At 47.0% G+C, this 17,142-nt stretch carries 21 protein-coding genes; 12 read left to right on the forward strand and 9 right to left on the reverse strand.

All coding sequences use genetic code 11. From position 1 onward, the window contains the following. The first annotated feature begins 29 nt into the window (after window positions 1-29). Window positions 30-521 (forward strand): hypothetical protein, encoded by a 492-nt coding sequence (locus KNO95_RS00180; protein WP_051545996.1) that lies wholly within the window; start codon window positions 30-32, stop codon window positions 519-521. Window positions 522-559: 38 nt separating this feature from the next. Here the strand turns inward: KNO95_RS00180 and KNO95_RS00185 are convergent, their stop codons facing one another. From KNO95_RS00185 to KNO95_RS00195, 3 genes are read right to left on the reverse strand one after another with little or no spacing between them, the layout of a single operon-like run. Then, window positions 560-778, reverse strand: a complete 219-nt coding sequence (locus KNO95_RS00185; protein ID WP_026826680.1) for a YhzD family protein — start codon at window positions 776-778, stop codon at window positions 560-562. A 39-nt stretch (window positions 779-817) separates the two neighbouring features. After that, window positions 818-1,909 (reverse strand): DNA polymerase IV, encoded by a 1,092-nt coding sequence (dinB, locus tag KNO95_RS00190; RefSeq protein ID WP_026826679.1) that lies wholly within the window; start codon window positions 1,907-1,909, stop codon window positions 818-820. A 36-nt stretch (window positions 1,910-1,945) separates the two neighbouring features. Beyond that, a complete protein-coding gene (locus KNO95_RS00195; RefSeq protein WP_051545995.1) occupies window positions 1,946-2,869 on the reverse strand; it encodes a magnesium transporter CorA family protein in 924 nt (307 codons plus the stop codon). Window positions 2,870-2,950: 81 nt separating this feature from the next. Between KNO95_RS00195 and KNO95_RS00200 the strand changes: the two genes are divergently transcribed. Continuing rightward, complete coding sequence (locus KNO95_RS00200; protein ID WP_051545994.1) at window positions 2,951-3,910, forward strand: HD domain-containing protein; 960 nt, start codon at window positions 2,951-2,953, stop codon at window positions 3,908-3,910. A 53-nt stretch (window positions 3,911-3,963) separates the two neighbouring features. Here KNO95_RS00200 and KNO95_RS00205 read toward each other — a convergent pair whose 3' ends face one another. After that, entirely contained in the window at window positions 3,964-4,953 is a 990-nt protein-coding gene (locus tag KNO95_RS00205) for a peptidylprolyl isomerase (protein WP_026826677.1), read from the reverse strand. Between the two features lie 152 nt (window positions 4,954-5,105). Here KNO95_RS00205 and KNO95_RS00210 point away from each other — a divergent pair, with 152 nt between their 5' ends. Further along, window positions 5,106-5,444: a DUF1878 family protein gene (locus KNO95_RS00210; RefSeq protein WP_235181862.1), complete on the forward strand. Its 339-nt coding sequence runs from the start codon at window positions 5,106-5,108 to the stop codon at window positions 5,442-5,444. Here the strand turns inward: KNO95_RS00210 and KNO95_RS00215 are convergent. Together KNO95_RS00215 and KNO95_RS00220 are read right to left on the reverse strand one after the other, a co-directional pair. Continuing rightward, window positions 5,428-5,997: an HTH-type transcriptional regulator Hpr gene (locus tag KNO95_RS00215; RefSeq protein ID WP_026826675.1), complete on the reverse strand. Its 570-nt coding sequence runs from the start codon at window positions 5,995-5,997 to the stop codon at window positions 5,428-5,430. The genes KNO95_RS00210 and KNO95_RS00215 overlap by 17 nt on opposite strands. A gap of 62 nt (window positions 5,998-6,059) precedes the next feature. Further along, entirely contained in the window at window positions 6,060-6,416 is a 357-nt protein-coding gene (locus KNO95_RS00220) for a hypothetical protein (RefSeq protein ID WP_026826674.1), read from the reverse strand. Between the two features lie 168 nt (window positions 6,417-6,584). Here KNO95_RS00220 and KNO95_RS00225 point away from each other — a divergent pair, with 168 nt between their 5' ends. Beyond that, window positions 6,585-6,920, forward strand: coding sequence for a hypothetical protein (locus KNO95_RS00225; protein WP_026826673.1), 336 nt, complete (start codon window positions 6,585-6,587; stop codon window positions 6,918-6,920). A 33-nt stretch (window positions 6,921-6,953) separates the two neighbouring features. On the opposite strand, the gene KNO95_RS00230 is transcribed toward KNO95_RS00225, so the two are convergent. After that, window positions 6,954-7,382, reverse strand: a complete 429-nt coding sequence (locus KNO95_RS00230; protein ID WP_026826672.1) for an HIT family protein — start codon at window positions 7,380-7,382, stop codon at window positions 6,954-6,956. A gap of 122 nt (window positions 7,383-7,504) precedes the next feature. On the opposite strand from KNO95_RS00230, the gene KNO95_RS00235 reads away from it, so the two are divergent. After that, a complete protein-coding gene (locus KNO95_RS00235; protein WP_026826671.1) occupies window positions 7,505-8,554 on the forward strand; it encodes a hypothetical protein in 1,050 nt (349 codons plus the stop codon). Between the two features lie 45 nt (window positions 8,555-8,599). Here the strand turns inward: KNO95_RS00235 and KNO95_RS00240 are convergent, their stop codons facing one another. Continuing rightward, window positions 8,600-8,851: a GlsB/YeaQ/YmgE family stress response membrane protein gene (locus KNO95_RS00240; protein WP_026826670.1), complete on the reverse strand. Its 252-nt coding sequence runs from the start codon at window positions 8,849-8,851 to the stop codon at window positions 8,600-8,602. 169 nt (window positions 8,852-9,020) lie between these two features. Here KNO95_RS00240 and KNO95_RS00245 point away from each other — a divergent pair, with 169 nt between their 5' ends. Continuing rightward, a complete protein-coding gene (locus KNO95_RS00245) occupies window positions 9,021-9,758 on the forward strand; it encodes an ABC transporter ATP-binding protein (RefSeq protein WP_026826669.1) in 738 nt (245 codons plus the stop codon). Then, window positions 9,755-10,888, forward strand: coding sequence for an ABC transporter permease (locus tag KNO95_RS00250; protein ID WP_026826668.1), 1,134 nt, complete (start codon window positions 9,755-9,757; stop codon window positions 10,886-10,888). The genes KNO95_RS00245 and KNO95_RS00250 overlap by 4 nt, the downstream gene beginning before the upstream one ends. Window positions 10,889-10,933: 45 nt before the next feature. Here the strand turns inward: KNO95_RS00250 and KNO95_RS00255 are convergent, their stop codons facing one another. After that, window positions 10,934-12,238: an ammonium transporter gene (locus KNO95_RS00255; protein ID WP_235181861.1), complete on the reverse strand. Its 1,305-nt coding sequence runs from the start codon at window positions 12,236-12,238 to the stop codon at window positions 10,934-10,936. Window positions 12,239-12,359: 121 nt separating this feature from the next. Here KNO95_RS00255 and KNO95_RS00260 point away from each other — a divergent pair, with 121 nt between their 5' ends. From KNO95_RS00260 to KNO95_RS00280, 5 genes are all read left to right on the forward strand, one after another. Next, entirely contained in the window at window positions 12,360-12,665 is a 306-nt protein-coding gene (locus KNO95_RS00260) for a MerR family transcriptional regulator (protein WP_026826667.1), read from the forward strand. Between the two features lie 116 nt (window positions 12,666-12,781). Then, the gene (gene hemE / locus KNO95_RS00265; RefSeq protein ID WP_026826666.1) at window positions 12,782-13,831 is read left to right on the forward strand and encodes a uroporphyrinogen decarboxylase; all 1,050 of its coding nucleotides are present in this window, start codon (window positions 12,782-12,784) and stop codon (window positions 13,829-13,831) included. Continuing rightward, complete coding sequence (gene hemH / locus KNO95_RS00270; protein WP_026826665.1) at window positions 13,828-14,757, forward strand: ferrochelatase; 930 nt, start codon at window positions 13,828-13,830, stop codon at window positions 14,755-14,757. Before hemE ends, hemH begins: the two co-directional genes overlap by 4 nt. Further along, window positions 14,750-16,141, forward strand: a complete 1,392-nt coding sequence (gene hemG / locus KNO95_RS00275; protein ID WP_026826664.1) for a protoporphyrinogen oxidase — start codon at window positions 14,750-14,752, stop codon at window positions 16,139-16,141. Before hemH ends, hemG begins: the two co-directional genes overlap by 8 nt. An 80-nt stretch (window positions 16,142-16,221) precedes the next feature. Then, window positions 16,222-17,109 (forward strand): HAD family hydrolase, encoded by an 888-nt coding sequence (locus KNO95_RS00280; protein ID WP_026826663.1) that lies wholly within the window; start codon window positions 16,222-16,224, stop codon window positions 17,107-17,109. The last annotated feature ends 33 nt before the right edge of the window (window positions 17,110-17,142 follow it).

Genomic DNA, 17,142 nt, shown 5'->3' on the forward strand with positions numbered 1-17,142 from the left:
AATCAGAGAATGGCTGAAGGAAGGGAATGATGATCATGAAAAAATGGACGATGCTCATCCTCTGTCTATTTCTCGTTGCATGCGGGGAAGAAGTGGAACCTGAACCCGAGATGACGGAGAACGGACGGGTGGCCGAACAGTATCTCGAGGAACAACAGTATCCAATCGTCTCTTTCGAAGGAGAGCATACGAGCACCTTAACCTTAGATGAGTTGAAAGAAGATCGTGCACGTAACACGTGGGGACTACAATCCGTGTCACCGGATGAATACGTAGGCAAGATCATATACTATGAAAACTTTACGGTGAAAGATCATCCGATAAGTAAGCAATCTCCCGCCGACCTGACTGGAGTGTCGGTGATGGTCGTGGATGGGAAGGTGATTGGAGGGACATCTTTCCCTGTAACCGACGGATCAGGCTTGGGGAACGGATATAGCCTGAGCGGAGAAACGCTAGAGGACATTCATCCTGATATTCAAGAATGGCAGGAAGCATGGGACGAGAAATACAGCGAATAAAAAAGTAGACCGAGAAAAATAACCTCGGTCTACTTTTATTAGGATGCCGTGCCTTTCAATTTCCCCGGTAATTTGCACCGTTCAAAATAGATGAGCTGCCCCTGGTGCACGATGCGTGCCCCTTTATGCTCGTGCCCGGCAGCGCGAAGCATGTCGAGTCCTTTTATTTTTGCGGACTGATCGTCACTCGCTTCAAACATTTCATTCAATACGAGCGTGCCGTCATTTTCGAAACCTGTCACCGTGTATGTTTCCATTCACATGACCCCCTTTTCTTTATTTTAATGAATGGTTATTCATTCTTCAAGAGAAGGTTTTGTCAATTCATCGAATGTCAGTTGCCGTGTCGATTCAGTTCGGGGAATCAAGTCGGATACGGTCAGTCCGATCAAACGGACGGGCTCGATGACGTTCATCTCATCGAAGAGACGTCGGGCCAATCGTCGAATCTCGTTGTGGTCATGAGTCGGATGGTTTAATTTGATTTGATGACTCCGAGCCTGAAACTCGCTCGTCTTTAATTTAATGGTGACCGTTTGACAGCTCAGCTCGCGGCGATCGAGCTGACGCAATACGTCCTCCATTTCAGGAATGACCCGTTCGAACACTTCTTCCGGGTCATCAATATCAATGGCGAACGTCGTCTCCGACCCGATCGACTTACGTTCCCGTGTGGCGACGACGGGGCGTGTGTCTCGTCCGTGTGCCAGTTCATATAATTGTTGTCCACGATCATGTCCGAAAATGGCTTTCAATTGTTCCGGGCGAGTTGTTTGCAAATCACCAATTGTATGATATCCGCTCTTATAAAGCGTTTGTGCGGTCACTTTTCCGACCCCGTGCATCGCTTCAATAGAAAGGGGAGCGAGAAAATCTGCCACTTCATGTGCCAGGACGACAGTGAGACCGTTGGGCTTCTCAAATCCCGAAGCGATTTTAGCGACGAATTTTGAAGGCGCGACCCCGGCGGATGCAGTTAGGCCGGTACGCCGTTTGATTTCACCTAAAATATACCGGGCGATAAAGGGTCCGGATGAGCTCAATAACGCATTCTCTGTCACGTCGAGATAAGCCTCATCGAGCGAGAGCGGTTCGACGAGCGGTGTAACTGACTTAAAAATCTCCATTACTTGCGCGCTGACTTCGCGATATGCTTGAAACCTTGGTTTGACAAACGTCGCATGCGGGCACAAGGCAAAAGCGCGACGTGATGACATCGCGCTGTGTACGCCATATTTCCTCGCCTCATAGGAACATGTCGCAACGACCCCACGGCTGTGAGGTGGGCCTCCGACGATGACGGGCTTCCCTCGTAAGTTAGGACGGTCTCGCTGTTCGACAGAGGCGTAAAATGCGTCCATGTCCACGTGAATGATGAGTCGTTCCATAACATCACCTTTCCTGGGCAAATCACTTTCCTTTCATTATAACGAACTTTTGTTCGTTTTTTTAGCATTTTGTTTTGTTCGGTGTTTCGTCGAAGTCGTCTGATTCGGAAACTGTAACAACGACCCAATCCAATTCTTCCGTTTCAACCACATTTGGATGATGAGCGTGAAGAGAAGAATCATGATCCAGGCGAATCCATACCCGAGCGGCCATTCCAGTTCAGGCATATGTTTAAAGTTCATCCCCCAAACGGCACCGAACGCAACGACTGGGGTCGTCAGCGCTGTGAAGACGGTGAGGGCCTTCATGATCTCGTTTCCTCGGAAGTTCGAGAGTGTGGAGGCGAGGTCTGTCATCGCTATCACGTCTTCTTGATAATGATTGATCAACGTCAGCAAGCGACTGACTCGATAATCAGCAAGTTGGTATGATTTCAACTGCTGTAAATCTTTATTTAAAAATGCCTCACGTCCTGCCATGACGAGTTCTTTGTAAGGGGTGACGGTGTCCGACCACCGTTCGATCTCACTGCGAAGACCAAAAATCTCATTCATGAACGTAGCAGGGACCTGTCCCGTCATTTCACGTTGAGCGGTCAACAACCGTTCTTCAAATTCATCGATGCCGTGAAAATAGTTGTTCATCCGCTCGGCAAGTAACTCGTAAAAAGCCTCAATCGGAGAGTCACATTGTTTAGCGAGAATCGACTCGTGATGAAGATCATCAAAACCGATCGTCCATAAAAAATCGGGTCCGATGAAGTAATGTCCAATTTTTTGCGGTTCTCGTTCTAACTGTTCATAGTCGAGCGTGAGTGAACCATACATAAAACCGTCCTCGACCAAAATTTTGGTGACGTTTGCGGTCGTCAGTTGTTCGAGCCAATACGTATAAGCTTGAACATATCGTTGATCTACATAAATATAGTCCTCAGGTCGTGTATACCAATCCCATTCCATCATCCATTCCCCCAATTCGCTACATTGATAGTATTCCCAAATTGTCAGGAATGTTGGCATCTGTCGCAAACTTTCGATAAGATGAAGGTACTGAACAAGAGAGAGGTGCTTTCATTGACGACAAAAATCGGTCAGCTCAAAGTGGGCGACACGCTAGACCAATATGTCATGATCAAACAATCCTATAAGGGACTTGCCGGGAACGGAAAACCTTATTTAACATTAATCCTTTGCGACGAGAGTGGCGAAATCGAGACGAAACTATGGGATAGTGCCGATACTGAGAAGTACGCGACGAAAAAAATCGTCCATGCGGCCGGTGAAGTGATGGACTATCGCGGGCGGACACAGTTGAAATTGAAGCAGATTTCAATCATCGAGCAGGAAGTGGATATCGCACCTTACGTACGATCGGCACCGATTCCGAAGTCGGAGCTTGAGACAACGATTCGTGGATTCATCACCTCACTTCAACACGATGAGATTCGCCGTCTTGTCGAGGAAGTCGTCAATCGTCACGAAGAGGCATATTTCACATATCCGGCTGCCGTTCGACATCATCATGCGGTCTATTCGGGACTGGCATTTCATGTGATGTCGATGTTGAAGCTCGCGGATACGATGTGTGAATTGTATCCATCCTTGAACCGGGACCTTTTGATTGCGGGTGTGATTCTACACGATTTGGCGAAAGTCATTGAGTTGTCCGATGCGATTACACCGGAGTATACGCTTGAAGGGAAGTTGCTCGGTCACTTGTCACTCATGGCATCGGAGCTTGAAGTCGTGTCACGTGAACTTGGGACAGACCGTGAAGTGACAACGTTGTTGCAACATCTCGTCTTAAGTCATCACGGTAAACCGGAGTGGGGTTCTGCGAATACGCCTCAACTTCCTGAGGCGGAGATGTTGTTCTTCATCGACAACATCGATGCGCGCATGAACATGTTCGAAAAAGCATATGAAGGCGTCGAACCGGGTGCGTTCACGGAACGTGTCATGGCTCTCGATAATCGAGCATTTTATCGTCCGAAATTATAATACGGCATCTGTTCACAAATAAGGGCACTCCAACGTTGGAGTGCCCTTTAAACTTATTGTTCAGTCGATTCTTCAGAAGATTCGTCTGCGTTTTTAATCGCTTCTTTGACAGCGTCAAATTGTTGCTCTGCTTTTGCATCTTTTACGTCAACGTTATATTTTTCAATCAACTCTGCGTAAATTTTGTTCGCGTCGACCGAAGCTGATTTTTCAGCTGCTAATTCTTCACGAATGCGGTCTTTCTCGTCTTCGAGTTTCAAGTCTTTCTCTTTACGGTCTGTCACTTTGATGACGTGGAAACCGAATTGCGATTGGACTGGTTCAGAAACTTTTCCGACCACATCTTCTTTAAACGCGTATTCTTCGAATTCAGGTACCATCGCACCGGCAGAGAAGTAACCGAGCTCTCCACCTTTTTCGCCAGAACCTGTATCCGTTGATTTCTCTTTCGCGAGTTCTGCGAAGTCCGCACCGTCGTTCAACTCTTTGATGATGTCTTGTGCTTCTTCTTCTGATTCAACGAGAATGTGACTAGCTTCCACTTCTACGTTCTCTTTTGCGAACTGTGCTTCGATGTCTTCATCGGTCACGTCGACAAGCTCAGATTTTGCTGCGTCAACAAGCATCTGCCCGCGAAGCGCTTCTTTGAACTCTTCCGTACCACTCATGCCGGCTTGTTGAATCGCTTGTTCAAATTCTTCTTCTGAGTTGAATTGTTCTTCTGTCTTGCTGAATTCTTCGTCTACTTTTTCTTGGTCGACTTGGTCACCGTATTCTTTTTCAAGAAGTGCATTCATCGTCTCTTGGAATGCGAGTTGTGGCACCATCCGGTCATAGCTCATATCCGCGATTTCACCGCGAGTGACCTCGCCGCCTTTATATGTGACGACTGCTGAATTATCTGATTCTCCGCCGCCCGCGTTCGTTGCCGCGTACGTACCGCCAGCACCGATGATGAGTGCGATTGCAGATGCACCAACGAGAGCGCCAGTTGAGAATTTTTTATCTTGCTTTTTTGGTTCATTCGTCATTCCGTTTGACATGTATTCCACCCCTAATAATTCTTAAAGTTTCTAAGTCCGACTATATCACATTTTCCTAATCATGACAGCTGTTCTCTTGTCTGTACAGTATCATAGCACACAATCCTGTCGTATAATGATGTAATAGAATGTGAAATGATGGGGTGAGGGCAGTGTCACTAGAAGAGAAGGTCGAGCATTTAGCGTATCAGATGAAGATCTTACTCGAGATTGTCGATTGGACGAACCGTCCGTTTGAATATGAAGTGATTCGAGCAAACTTGACGAAACAGGAAGTGGAGTCATTTTATCAATTGCTTGATGAAATTCGAGCGCGACAAAACGAGCAAGTGCGCTATGGATTTACGTCCATAGAGCCGTTGCTCGTTCATTTTGCAGGTATGTTAGATGCGAGGCTCGATGTGAAAACGATTCTTGAGGCATGCGTCCGTCAAGGAATCGAATTAGACGTCACAGAGCCACTCTATCGGCAGGTTAGGCTTCTTGAGTGAGATGATCATCCTCATCATCAGGGCGTCTGCCTGCCTCTTCTGTAATCATTTTTGATGTTTCTGCAAAGATATCCATGAAGTTGTCCCCATACAAGCGACGAACGATGGCCGTCATGTCTGTTAAATCGGGGAACTTGCCATAAAGTTCTTGCAAGGGAAGGGAAGCGCGGAAGACACCGTTACCTTCTGGGTCAAACGCATGAATCGTCTCGAGTAACAATGCTTCGCCTTTAGGTGTCAACTGGACATACGTATTTCGTTTGTCCGTCTCTTTTTTAGAAAACGTAAGTAATCCACGGTCCTCTAACTTCTTCGAGAAGTTGAAAGCAGTCGAGACGTGCATGACGCCATATTTTGCAATTTCAGAGATCGATGCACCGCCTAAAGCATGGGCAATCCATAAGATATGATGTTCGTTAATGTTCAAGTCGAACGGTTTAATCCAATTTTGCCAGTCTTTTTCGACGGTTTTCCATAAAGCCTTACTCAATTGAATAATTTTGTGGCTATAGAGCATGGCCTCAGGGCCAGTGAATTCTTTTTCGTGTTCCATCTCGATCCATCCTTTCCGGATAAAAAAATCAATTATAATCGACGGACGATGTCCCCAAACACTCACTGTGTCTGATCGACAGTTTTTTCAGTCATAGCAGACTGTAAGTTCGAGAGCTCCTGAAGGTTCTCTTGGATGCGATCGACTGAAGGCTGAATGTCTTGTTGATAGCGTTCGACTTCGACTTTCACTTGATCAGTCAATTCTTTTCCTTGTAGCTTACTTGCAGCGGCAACATGTGATGCATGTTGCGCAACATTTCCAAATTGTTCTTTTAGCGTAGTGATTGTGGATGCTCGATGTTGTTGCGCAGCGGCGTCATTTGCGGTTCCTCGCGCTAGTTTCTTAAACGTGGCGACCCCTAAAAATGCTAAAACAAAGCCGAAAGCAATCCAATCTCGACGTTGGCGACTCGACAATTCATTCCCCTCCTCAAGCACGGTTCATCAGAATTACATTCTTTTCATATTATTTTACCAAAAAAGAGTGATTAAAAACCTATATCGCAAATAAAATTTTTCAGAACATTCATTTTTGACCGAAAAATCATTTTATTTTAAAATACAGGTAAAGGAAGGTGATCCTCAGTGGAGAAAGCGAAGCGTTGGGTAGATGATATGCTTGACCTATATCTCGCCGCTAAGCGACTGGGAGATGACACTTGGGCCGAATCGATTATGAACACACTAGAGGCGGGATATGAAGCATCGAAACAATCAGAACAGGATCGTGAAGAATCCATTCGAGAAAAGCGTATCCTTGAAATAGATACCCGTCTAACTGAATTACGAAAAGAATTTGAACAAGCGACATCTGTCAAAAAGCGTCAACAACTTTATGAAGTGGCGATTAAGCTTCAGGTCGAGCGAGCGCAATTGGAAGAAGAGCAGAAGCGCCGTCGTGATTCTATCAATCAATCATAAAGGAGACCCGTCATCGACGGGTCTCTGTCTGTCTTATACGTGGGCATGGATATTCGATGCAAGGGTGGAGAGTTCTTCAGATGTGAAGGCGTCGTTTTGCGTAATCCATTTCGCACCAAACCCGTCCTCATGTCCAAAACGCGGAATTAAATGAATATGGAAGTGATACACCGTTTGCCCGGCTATTTCTTCTGCGTTCGATAAGACGTTCATTCCGATTGCACCCGTCTCGCGCTGAATCGCATTAGCGATTGTTGGGATTCGTTTAAATACATCCGCCGCGACATCTTCAGGCAATTCGTAAATGTTTCTCGTATGATGTTTCGGGATGACGAGCGTGTGACCTTTTGTCACTTGTGAGAGGTCGAGAAAAGCGACGACAGCCTCATCTTCATACACCCGATACGACGGGATTTCTTGCTGAGCGATTTTACAAAAGATACAGGTTGGATCGGTATGCATCTTCATTCCTCCATTCTAAAAGTCATTTCTGCTTCATCATACCATGGAATTTCGGGCGCAAGAATGATTGGATGGGGAATCGATTCCTTCTATAATAGAAGTATATGAAAGGAGACGAGTGAATGTCGTATACGAGAAGCAAAAAGAAAGAGAGCAACCCGAGAGTTCTTCTTTTATTATTTAGTTTGATCATTATAGTTGGAGCTATTGTTTTCTATTTATACGCATACAAGCCGGCGGCGGAACAAGATAAAATTCACGTTGCTTTCAAAGAGGCCTTATTAGAACAAGACCGTGCTTTTTTTGAAGAAAAGATGGAATATCAAGGAGAACCACTAACACGAGCGGAAGCGTTGCGATTTATGCGTTGGTTAAATGATGAAAAATCAATTCGAGGCGATGCCATCGCAGAGGTTGCGAAAGATCGCTCGGATCGAACGTCTAGTACGGAATCGGAAGGTTTGTTTCGTTTAATCGACACGGGTGAAGGACGATACGGCTTTTCTGACTATCGAATCGAGCTTCTCCCGCAACGAATCGATGTGACTTCGGACTTACAGTTGACGAATATTTGGATTGACGGTCAGCGCGTGGGACGAATCGATGAAGCAGGCGGGTTGCTAACGTTTGAAAAGATGCCAGGAAGTTATGATGTGAAGGCGGTCGCCGTCGCGAACGGTGAGACGGTATCCGAAACTGAGACAATTCAATTGACTTCGTCTGCATCCATTGATTATGCACTTATGCCGGAATCGAACGAATCGATTGCGGGACAGTTCGATTTAAAACGGGCTGAGCTGATTGAAATCGAAGTGGAAGCACAAACGGGACATGCGTTAGAAACGATTGATTCCTTGATTGGACAATCGGAGAAGAAGGTCTTAGAAACACTTGGCGAACCAACTGGAAAGCGTGAGGAGAAATGGGATTATGAACAGTTGACGGTCACATATGATGACGGGGACGTACAGTCGATTGTGGTCGATCTCGATAAGCGGCCGGATGATTTGATTGCCTTACTTGGTGAACCGAAAGAGAAACTAGAGCACCAACTCGGTACAGAGTGGGATTACGGTCAATCGTTCTTCGAATCGTTCTTTACATTCTTTGGCCTTGAGACCGAGAAGCAGTTTGTCGAAAAGAATGACGCGATGTATTTACTGATTGAATAAAAAAAGAGGGGCATTCCATAATGGAAGCCCCTCCGATACATAATCTTATTTTTTACGCATTGATTTCATAACGAATGATACGATTAAGATTAAGATAATCGCACCAATAAGCGCTGGGATAATTGCGATATCCGCAACTGTTGGTCCGAAGTCACCAAAGATAAGTCCACCTAACCATGCACCGATGATCCCCGCGATGATGTTACCAATGATTCCACCTGGTACGTCCTTACCTAAAATCAATCCTGCTAACCAACCGATGATACCCCCGATAATTAAATAAAGAATAAACCCCATAAACCATTCTCCTTCCTCTTTTTGCCCATTGTTCTTTACAACGATTTTGTGGAACAATGGAAGTATTGATGTTTTATTTTAAAATGCCTTACAGTTGTGATTATTCCCATGTGACAACATTTAAAACATATAGCACAAAAAAAAGTTGAAAATGAAAGGTGTGGTTTTCATGCTGCACGTCGATCGGTTGAACGGCGGATATCTCGGTAAACAAGTATTGCATGACGTTTCGTTTGAAGTGAAAAAAGGAGAGCTCGTTGGTTTGATAGGGCTAAATGGCGCTGGGAAATCAACAACAATCAAACACATTTTGGGGCTCTTGTCACCACTATCCGGACAAATAGAAATTGATGGTGAGACATTACAGTCTTCAGAAAAAAAGTATCGTAAAAAAGTAAGTTACATACCGGAGACGCCGATTTTATATGAGACATTGACATTACAAGAACATATCGAGTTAATGGGAAAAGCGTATGATGTCGATTCTAAGGATTTGACTATGCGTACAAACCGTTTGGCGAAAGAGATGCGAATGGAAAAGCAACTCGCATGGTTCCCATCGGTCTTTTCGAAAGGGATGCGTCAAAAAGCAATGATTTTATGTGCTCTCGTGACAAAGACTCCGCTCTTGATCGTTGATGAACCGTTTGTTGGTCTTGATCCATTGGCGATTCGACAGTTGCTCCAATTATTTGATGAGTATAAAGAAGACTGCGCGATTTTGATGTCGACCCACATCCTTGAAACGGCAGAACGGCATTGTGATCGATTCATCTTCCTTCATCAAGGTGTCGTCATCGCAACCGGCACGGCCGCGGAATTACGTGAAGTGTACCGATTATCACCGGATGCGACGCTTGATGACATATATGTCGAGGCGATTGCTTCGGAGGAACAGTCGTCATGAATCGATTTACTTCAAGACTCGGAAATTGGATGGAAGAGGTCGTCAAGTATAGTCGCTATGTCGCGAACGGGGGGCTACTGTTCACGCTCTACTTCACCTTGATTTACGGGGCGTTCGTCTATAACAATTTTTTAGAACGAATCGATGGGACGTTCCCGGGTGCATGGATTGCTGCGGCGATCCTGTTGATTATCCCGCTCGGTCATCGTCCACGAACATTCATCCAAGATGCAGATCAAGTGTTCTTACTACCGGAGCTGGGTGATATTCGATCCTATATGATTGGCGTTCGTCTGTTTAATGTCGCATTCGCCGTGCTGCGTGCATTGCTCGTCTTGCTCATTTTGTTACCACTTCTCGTGCGAACGGAAAATTATTCGAGTATGGAAGTGCTATCATTCGTCGTGACGATGGTTTTGCTGTCAGCTGCGGGACGTTTGGCTAGAGTAGAGGGGATTCGCGAATGGACGATCTTGCTGTTTGCGCTCGTGAGCGGTGTCTGTCTTCTTGTCGATTGGACACAGTGGGCGTGGATTCCGGCTTTTGCTCCGTTCATTCTATTACACGTTAAGCGACATGAGCGGATTCCTCTTCTCCATTGGTTGACTCTTGAAGAGAAGAGTCGGGCCCAATTTGAACGGGTGATCAGTTGGTTCGTCGACTTACCGACCTTGAGAGAAGAAGTCCGGGAGCGTAGACTGTTGACGAAATTGTTAGAACGGCGAGTACTCCAGCACGTGGACGCATCACGTTATGTGTACGGCCTTCGTATTATTCGGTCAAACGATTCGCTCGATTTGATTCTTCGTTTGACAGCAGTAGCGCTCATTGTCATGTGGATGTCAGGAGGGTGGTATGTGGGCTTTGTCACGCCACTCTTTGTGGGACTAACGGCATTACAGCTCGTTCCTTTATTTAAGCGGTTAGAGGCGGTTTCAATAGTCTCCTGGCTACCAATTACTCGTGACGAGCGGATCGAAGGGTATTCATGGTGGGCGATGCGGTTGCTTATCGTCCAGGCAATCGTTCTCGTACTTGTGTCCATCGCTTTTGGTGCGACATGGGACGCGGCGATTGGGTTTATCTTATCGATTGTGGTCATTCGCTATTACTTGAGCCGTTTGACATAAAAAAAGAAGGACATCCTTTTCGGGTGTCCTTCTCGCATGATTAGATTATTTTTTAGGAGACATGACCGATACGCTTGAACCGAGAATTTTCGGAAGGCGTCCTGGTTTCTCTGTCGACTCTTCGACTTCACCGTATGCTGACACACCATGTTCTGCGATATCGAGACCGACATCTTCTTGTTCTTCCGTGACACGGAGACCGATTGTGACGTCGAGTAGTTTTAAGAAAGCATAACTGCCGCCACCGGCGATGACCATGGCGATCAACACACCGAGTGTCTGTACGCCGAGTTGTGTCAATCCGCCACCATAGAACAGTCCGGCAGAACCGATACCCGTAATTTCGACAAGTCGGGGAGAAGCGAAGAAGCCAAGTGCGAGTGTTCCGATGATCCCAGCCACTCCGTGTACAGAGAAGGCGCAGAGTGGGTCATCCACATATTTCGCCATCAAGATGCTCGTTCCGTATGTCGCGATGGATGCGAGTGCACCAATGACGACGGCCGCCCACGGTTCGACGAACGCACATGCCGCCGTGATGGCGACGAGTGCACCGAGAACCCCGTTGACGATTGACGGGATATCTGCCGTTTTCCGATGGAGCATGACGATGGCAAGGGCACCGAGCGCACCAGCTGCTGTGGCGAGCATCGTCGTCAATGCAACGTATCCGAAGAATCCGTCAGCGACCGACATCGTCGAGCCGGCGTTGAATCCGAACCAGCAAAGCCAAAGGACGAGACCGCCAACAACGGTTAAGACGTGGTTATGACCAGCGAGTGATTCCGTCTTACGACGTGGTTTTAAGATGATGGTAGCCATGAGCGCCGCCATCCCACCTTGAAGGTGAACGACCGCTGAACCCGCGAAGTCTTGCATACCCATTGATCCAAGCATACCGCCAGCCCATACTGAGCGTGCGACGATTGGATAGAGGATAGCAACGAAGAAGATACCGAAGAGAACGTAGGCAGACAGCTTAGCCCGTTCCGCAAATCCACCCCAAGCGATGGCGAGTGAGACTGCAACAAATGATAACTGGAATAAGAATTTGATGTCGATTGAAACGTTCGCCCAATCGAGGCTTGAGAACGATCCACTCAAGAAGAAACCTTCTGTCCCGAACCAAGTCGTTCCATCTCCGAACGAGAGGCCGAACCCGACCGCCCAAAAAGCGAGTGCCGCCACAGAGAGGCTGATTATTTGTTTGACCGCGACGTGACCGGCGTTCTTGGCTCGGAGCGTCCCGGTCTCGAGTAATCCGAAACCTAATTGCATCGTCAATACGAGCAATGCAGCGATGAGTACATACAGCGTGTCCATATAATAGAGAATGTCTTCCATGTTCATGCCCTCCTTTTTCTTAGGTGCTTTCCAAAAGTTGACTTCAGTGTAAAATGAAAAAACGACGTTGGATTGCATTTTGTCAGATTATCTGACATAGTTTTTTAAATAGGGAGGGCGGGAGAGAATGGACTACAAATCGAAGAAGGTCATCGGAATGGGCGTCGTGACAGATTTGACGGGGCTTTCGGAGCGTCAAGTCCGCTACTATGAAGAAAAAGGTCTCGTCTTGCCTGAACGGACGAAAGGTGGGTCACGTAAATATTCTTTCCATGACGTGGAGCGTTTGATTGAAGTGGCGACCAAATTGGAGGATGGGTGGCGAATTCAGGATATTAAAGAGCGCGAACGTCGATTGTCGACGAAACAGCGCGATGATATGATTCGAGGTCAATTGAATTCAGCCTTCCGAACATTTCCGACAAAAAAATGACACAAAGAAAACACAATGAAAATGCTTCACATTAGCATAATTCTAATTAATTTCTGTATAATGTTTTTGAGTTCACAAACAAGAGAATAAATAGTGTAGGAGAAATTTAGAGGGGAATGACGCGACGTATGAACGATACAATTTTAAAAGCGTTTAAAGGAGAGGCGACGGACTATGTACCTGTATGGTATATGCGCCAAGCTGGACGCTATCAACCGGAATATCGAGAGATTAAAAAGACGAGGTCACTATTCGAGATCACACATGATCCTGAACTTTGTGCATATGTCACGGAACTTCCGGTGAAACAACTCGGAGTCGACGCGGCCATCCTATATAAAGACATCATGACACCACTTCCATCGATGGGAGTTGATGTCGAAATTAAGAGCGGAATCGGACCGGTCATCGATAATCCATATCGTACGATGGAGGATGTGGAACGACTTAAACCGTTAAACCCAGATGATATCTCATACGTCTTTGATACAATCCGTTTATTGCGGGAACGTCTAGAAGTCCCACTAATCGGCTTTTCAGGTGCACCGTTCACATTGGCGAGCTACATGATCGAAGGGGGCCCATCCCGTAACTATCATCGCACGAAAGCGCTCATGTATGCAGAACCGGATGTATGGAATGCGTTGATGGAGAAACTCGGTGATATGGTCATCACGTATGCGAAGGCGCAAGCGGATGCTGGCATTCAGGCGTTTCAATTGTTTGATTCGTGGGTCGGCACGCTTAGTCGTAAAGATTATGCGCGTTACATCAAACCGACGACGGAGCGAATTTTCAAGGAATTGCGTTCACTCGATATTCCGCTCATCATGCACGGTGTCGGAGCGAGCCATCAAATCGAAGAATGGCATGACCTTCCACTAGATGTGGTCGGTCTTGACTGGCGTTTGTCGGTAAAGGAAGCACGGGAACGTGGGATTACGAAAGCCGTTCAAGGAAACTTAGACCCGTCGTTCTTGTTAGCTCCATGGCCGGTCATCGAAGAGAAGGTTAAGGAGATTTTAGATGAAGGAATGAAACAACCTGGTTACGTCTTCAACCTGGGACATGGGGTGTTCCCTGAAGTCGATCCGGCTGTTCTCGTCAAATTGACGGCATTCATTCACGACTACTCACGCGAAAAAATGGGAGGCAACGAATCATGAAAACAGTAGGACTACTTGTCATGGCGTACGGCACACCGTACAAACCGGAAGATATTGAACGTTATTACACGCATATTCGTTATGGACGCAAGCCGTCACCGGAGGCACTCCAAGATTTGACGGAACGCTACGAGGCGATTGGTGGCGTATCTCCACTCGCGAAAATCACAATCGATCAAGCGGAGACGCTTCGTGACATCTTGAATGAGCGTCATGTAGGTGAAATCGAGTTCAAACTGTATATCGGATTGAAGCATATCGAACCGTTCGTAGAAGACGCGGTCGCGCAAATGGCGAACGATGGCATCAAAGAGGCGGTATCGGTCGTCTTAGCACCTCATTACTCGTCATATAGCGTCAAATCATACAACGGACGTGCTCATGAAGAAGCGGCGAAGTATGGCATCGACATTCGTTCGGTAGAGTCGTGGTATGATGAGCCGAAGTTTATCAAATGGTGGGCGAGTGCGATTAACGATACGTATGCGTCATTGCCTGTACCGGCTGAAAAGACATGTCTCATCGTTTCAGCGCATAGTCTCCCTGAGAAGATTTTGGCTGGAGGCGACCCGTATCCGGATCAATTGAAAGAAACGGCTGATAAAATTGCCATTGAAACGGGCGTCCCGCATTATGAGATTGGTTGGCAGTCAGAAGGGAACACGCCGGATCCATGGATTGGACCTGACGTACAGGATCTGACGGCTGAACTTTATGAAAAATATGGCTATGAGGCGTTCGTCTATACGCCGGTTGGTTTTGTTGCAGACCATCTCGAAGTATTATTCGATAACGACGTCGAGTGTAAAGTTGTCTGTGACCGCCTCGGTGTTCACTACGCACGTCCAGCTATGCCAAATGCAGAGCGAAGCTTCATCGAAGCCATCGCGGATCGAATGGAAAGCGTGATCGTGCATCATGCGTAAATTCACGATTGTCGGTGGTGGGATCACAGGTCTCACCGCCGCTTTTTATGCGGAGCGTTATTTGCCGGAAGACGTGACCATCACGTTGCTCGAGGCGACAGATCGCCTCGGTGGAAAGATTGATACGTATGAAACAGGAGAATTTGCGGTGGAACGTGGTCCGGATTCGTACGTCTTTCGAAAGACTGCGATGACGGAATTAATTGAAGACGTCGGCTTAGGGGATGAACTCGTTCGAAACGGTGTCGGACAGGCTTACGTCCTTCATCATGACGGACTCCATCCAATCCCGAAACAGACGGTAATGGGGATTCCGCTAGACGTCAACGCGTTTCGTGAGACGACGTTGCTCTCGGAGGAAGAGCACGAGGACTTGAAGCGGATGTTGCTGTCACCACCAAAAGTAGAGACGCCAGACTCGGACGTCTCACTCGGCCTCTACCTTCGTGAACGTGTCGGAGACCCGATCGTCGACCGATTGATTGAACCGTTACTCTCTGGTATCTATGCTGGAGATATCGATCAAATGAGTGCGATGTCGACGTTCCCGCAGTTCATCGAAGGAGAACAGAAATACGGGAACTTATACGAAGGGATGCGGCATTTACGTCCTGAACAGCGGGTAGCTGAAGTTGGTGCGAAGAAAGTCGGTCAGTTCGCCTCATTGCAGCGGGGGCTAAAATCGCTCACAGATCGACTCGCTGAACGATTGGAGCGGACCGAGGTCATTTTTAATTGCTCCGTCGAACAAGTGTCCGAGCGTGAAGAAGGATATCGATTGTTTACAACGCGTGGTGATATCGATACGGACCATCTCGTGTTGACGGTGCCGCCCCGTCTCATTCGTCAATTCCTCCCGAAAGTCGATAGTGACTTTTTGGCAGATATGAAGCCACATGCGACAGCGACCTGTTCTTTAGTCTTCAAAGAAGAAGACATCGAGCTTCCGTTTGTCGGAACCGGATTCGTCGCGAGTCAGGAAGCGGATGTAACGATTACAGCGTGTACGTTCATCGACCAGAAATGGCCACACGCTGTACCAGAAGGATATCACGTCCTCCGCGTCTTTTTAGGTCGCCCCGGAGCAGATGAAATCGTTGAAGCGTCTGATGAGGACATTATCGAGACGGCACTACACGACCTTCAAGGTCTCATGCGCATTCATCGTGAACCGGTTCAGACGGTTGTCAGTCGACTCCGTGATGGTTTGCCCCCGTATGCGGTCTTTCACGCTGACCGTGTCAAGGCGCTGCGTGCCGAGATAGGCCGTGTGTATCCAGGGGTCATTCTCGCTGGAATCGCCTATGACGGAATCGGAATGCCGGACTGTGTGAAGAGTGTAAGAGAACAAGTGAAGGCATTGGGCGAAAAGGTTGAGATTTGATGAAGGGAGGGTTCGGATTGTTCCGAATCCCTCTCTTTTTGTTATAGTTAGAAGCGAAAGAGAAAAAGGAGTGATGGAAGATGGCAACGTATAAACTTTTTGTATCAGACATGGACGGTACGATTTTGCACAACCACACCACTATCGCGAAGGAAACGGCTGAAATCGTTCGTGAGGCAGAAGCAGCGGGGATTCGGTTTGCGATTGCGACGGGGCGCAATTATGTGAATGCGAAACAAATCTTGGATGAGGTCGGACTTTCTTGCCCGATTGTCTCGTCGAATGGGGGACGTGTGCTCGACACGTCGGGAGAAATCCTTCATGAAATCGATTTAACGATTGAAGAGGCACTTCAAGTCATTGATGTTCTTCATCAAGATGACAAATATGCGGACGTTTTTTACGAGATCTACACGGAAGCTGGGCTTGTTGCGAGCCGTGGTGACTTGATTGAGGCGTCGATGAAGAACTTGAAAGCGAATGGTGACGACCGCTCGCTTGAGAGGTACGAATTCTTCAAAAACCGTTATTACGTCAATGAAGATGTGAAGATTGTTGATGATATCGAGAACTTTATTCGTAAAGAAGCGGGACGTGTCTATAAGTTCATTGCGTTCTCGAGTCATTTTGAGAAAATGTCAACTCTGTGGAAAGAAATCGAAGCTCAAGTCGGAGGTGTGTATGTCACGTCTTCGGGCAATGACAACATCGAAGTGATGGCACATGGTGCGGATAAAGGTAACGGTGTATCGAAGCTCGCTGAACATTACGGCATCGATCTATCTGAAGTCGTCGTCATCGGTGATAACTTGAACGATGTACCGATGTTTAAAGTTGCCGGCAAAGCGATTGCGATGGGTAACAGCCATGAAGAACTGATTGCCATCAGTGATCACGTCACAGAACGGCACAATGAATACGGGGTGGCCAACGCCTTGAAACGAGTCATGACAGGTGAGTGGAGCTAAAAGATTTGGCGAGGCGTCGTCTTGTTTCGTATA

This window comes from Exiguobacterium sp. ERU653 (genome assembly GCF_018617775.1).
GTDB classification, from domain to species: Bacteria; Bacillota; Bacilli; order Exiguobacteriales; family Exiguobacteriaceae; genus Exiguobacterium; species Exiguobacterium marinum.

Bases quoted from the DNA above. Each gene is read 5' to 3' on its own strand.
- KNO95_RS00180 (WP_051545996.1), top strand. From the start codon at position 30: ATGATCATGAAAAAATGGACGATGCTCATCCTCTGTCTATTTCTCGTT.
- KNO95_RS00185 (WP_026826680.1), bottom strand. From the start codon at position 778: ATGGAAACATACACGGTGACAGGTTTCGAAAATGACGGCACGCTCGTA.
- dinB (WP_026826679.1), bottom strand. From the start codon at position 1,909: ATGGAACGACTCATCATTCACGTGGACATGGACGCATTTTACGCCTCT.
- KNO95_RS00195 (WP_051545995.1), bottom strand. From the start codon at position 2,869: ATGGAATGGGATTGGTATACACGACCTGAGGACTATATTTATGTAGAT.
- KNO95_RS00200 (WP_051545994.1), top strand. From the start codon at position 2,951: ATGAAGGTACTGAACAAGAGAGAGGTGCTTTCATTGACGACAAAAATC.
- KNO95_RS00205 (WP_026826677.1), bottom strand. From the start codon at position 4,953: ATGTCAAACGGAATGACGAATGAACCAAAAAAGCAAGATAAAAAATTC.
- KNO95_RS00215 (WP_026826675.1), bottom strand. From the start codon at position 5,997: ATGGAACACGAAAAAGAATTCACTGGCCCTGAGGCCATGCTCTATAGC.
- KNO95_RS00230 (WP_026826672.1), bottom strand. From the start codon at position 7,382: ATGCATACCGATCCAACCTGTATCTTTTGTAAAATCGCTCAGCAAGAA.
- KNO95_RS00235 (WP_026826671.1), top strand. From the start codon at position 7,505: ATGTCGTATACGAGAAGCAAAAAGAAAGAGAGCAACCCGAGAGTTCTT.
- KNO95_RS00240 (WP_026826670.1), bottom strand. From the start codon at position 8,851: ATGGGGTTTATTCTTTATTTAATTATCGGGGGTATCATCGGTTGGTTA.
- KNO95_RS00245 (WP_026826669.1), top strand. From the start codon at position 9,021: ATGCTGCACGTCGATCGGTTGAACGGCGGATATCTCGGTAAACAAGTA.
- KNO95_RS00250 (WP_026826668.1), top strand. From the start codon at position 9,755: ATGAATCGATTTACTTCAAGACTCGGAAATTGGATGGAAGAGGTCGTC.
- KNO95_RS00255 (WP_235181861.1), bottom strand. From the start codon at position 12,238: ATGAACATGGAAGACATTCTCTATTATATGGACACGCTGTATGTACTC.
- KNO95_RS00260 (WP_026826667.1), top strand. From the start codon at position 12,360: ATGGACTACAAATCGAAGAAGGTCATCGGAATGGGCGTCGTGACAGAT.
- hemE (WP_026826666.1), top strand. From the start codon at position 12,782: ATGACGCGACGTATGAACGATACAATTTTAAAAGCGTTTAAAGGAGAG.
- hemH (WP_026826665.1), top strand. From the start codon at position 13,828: ATGAAAACAGTAGGACTACTTGTCATGGCGTACGGCACACCGTACAAA.
- hemG (WP_026826664.1), top strand. From the start codon at position 14,750: ATGCGTAAATTCACGATTGTCGGTGGTGGGATCACAGGTCTCACCGCC.
- KNO95_RS00280 (WP_026826663.1), top strand. From the start codon at position 16,222: ATGGCAACGTATAAACTTTTTGTATCAGACATGGACGGTACGATTTTG.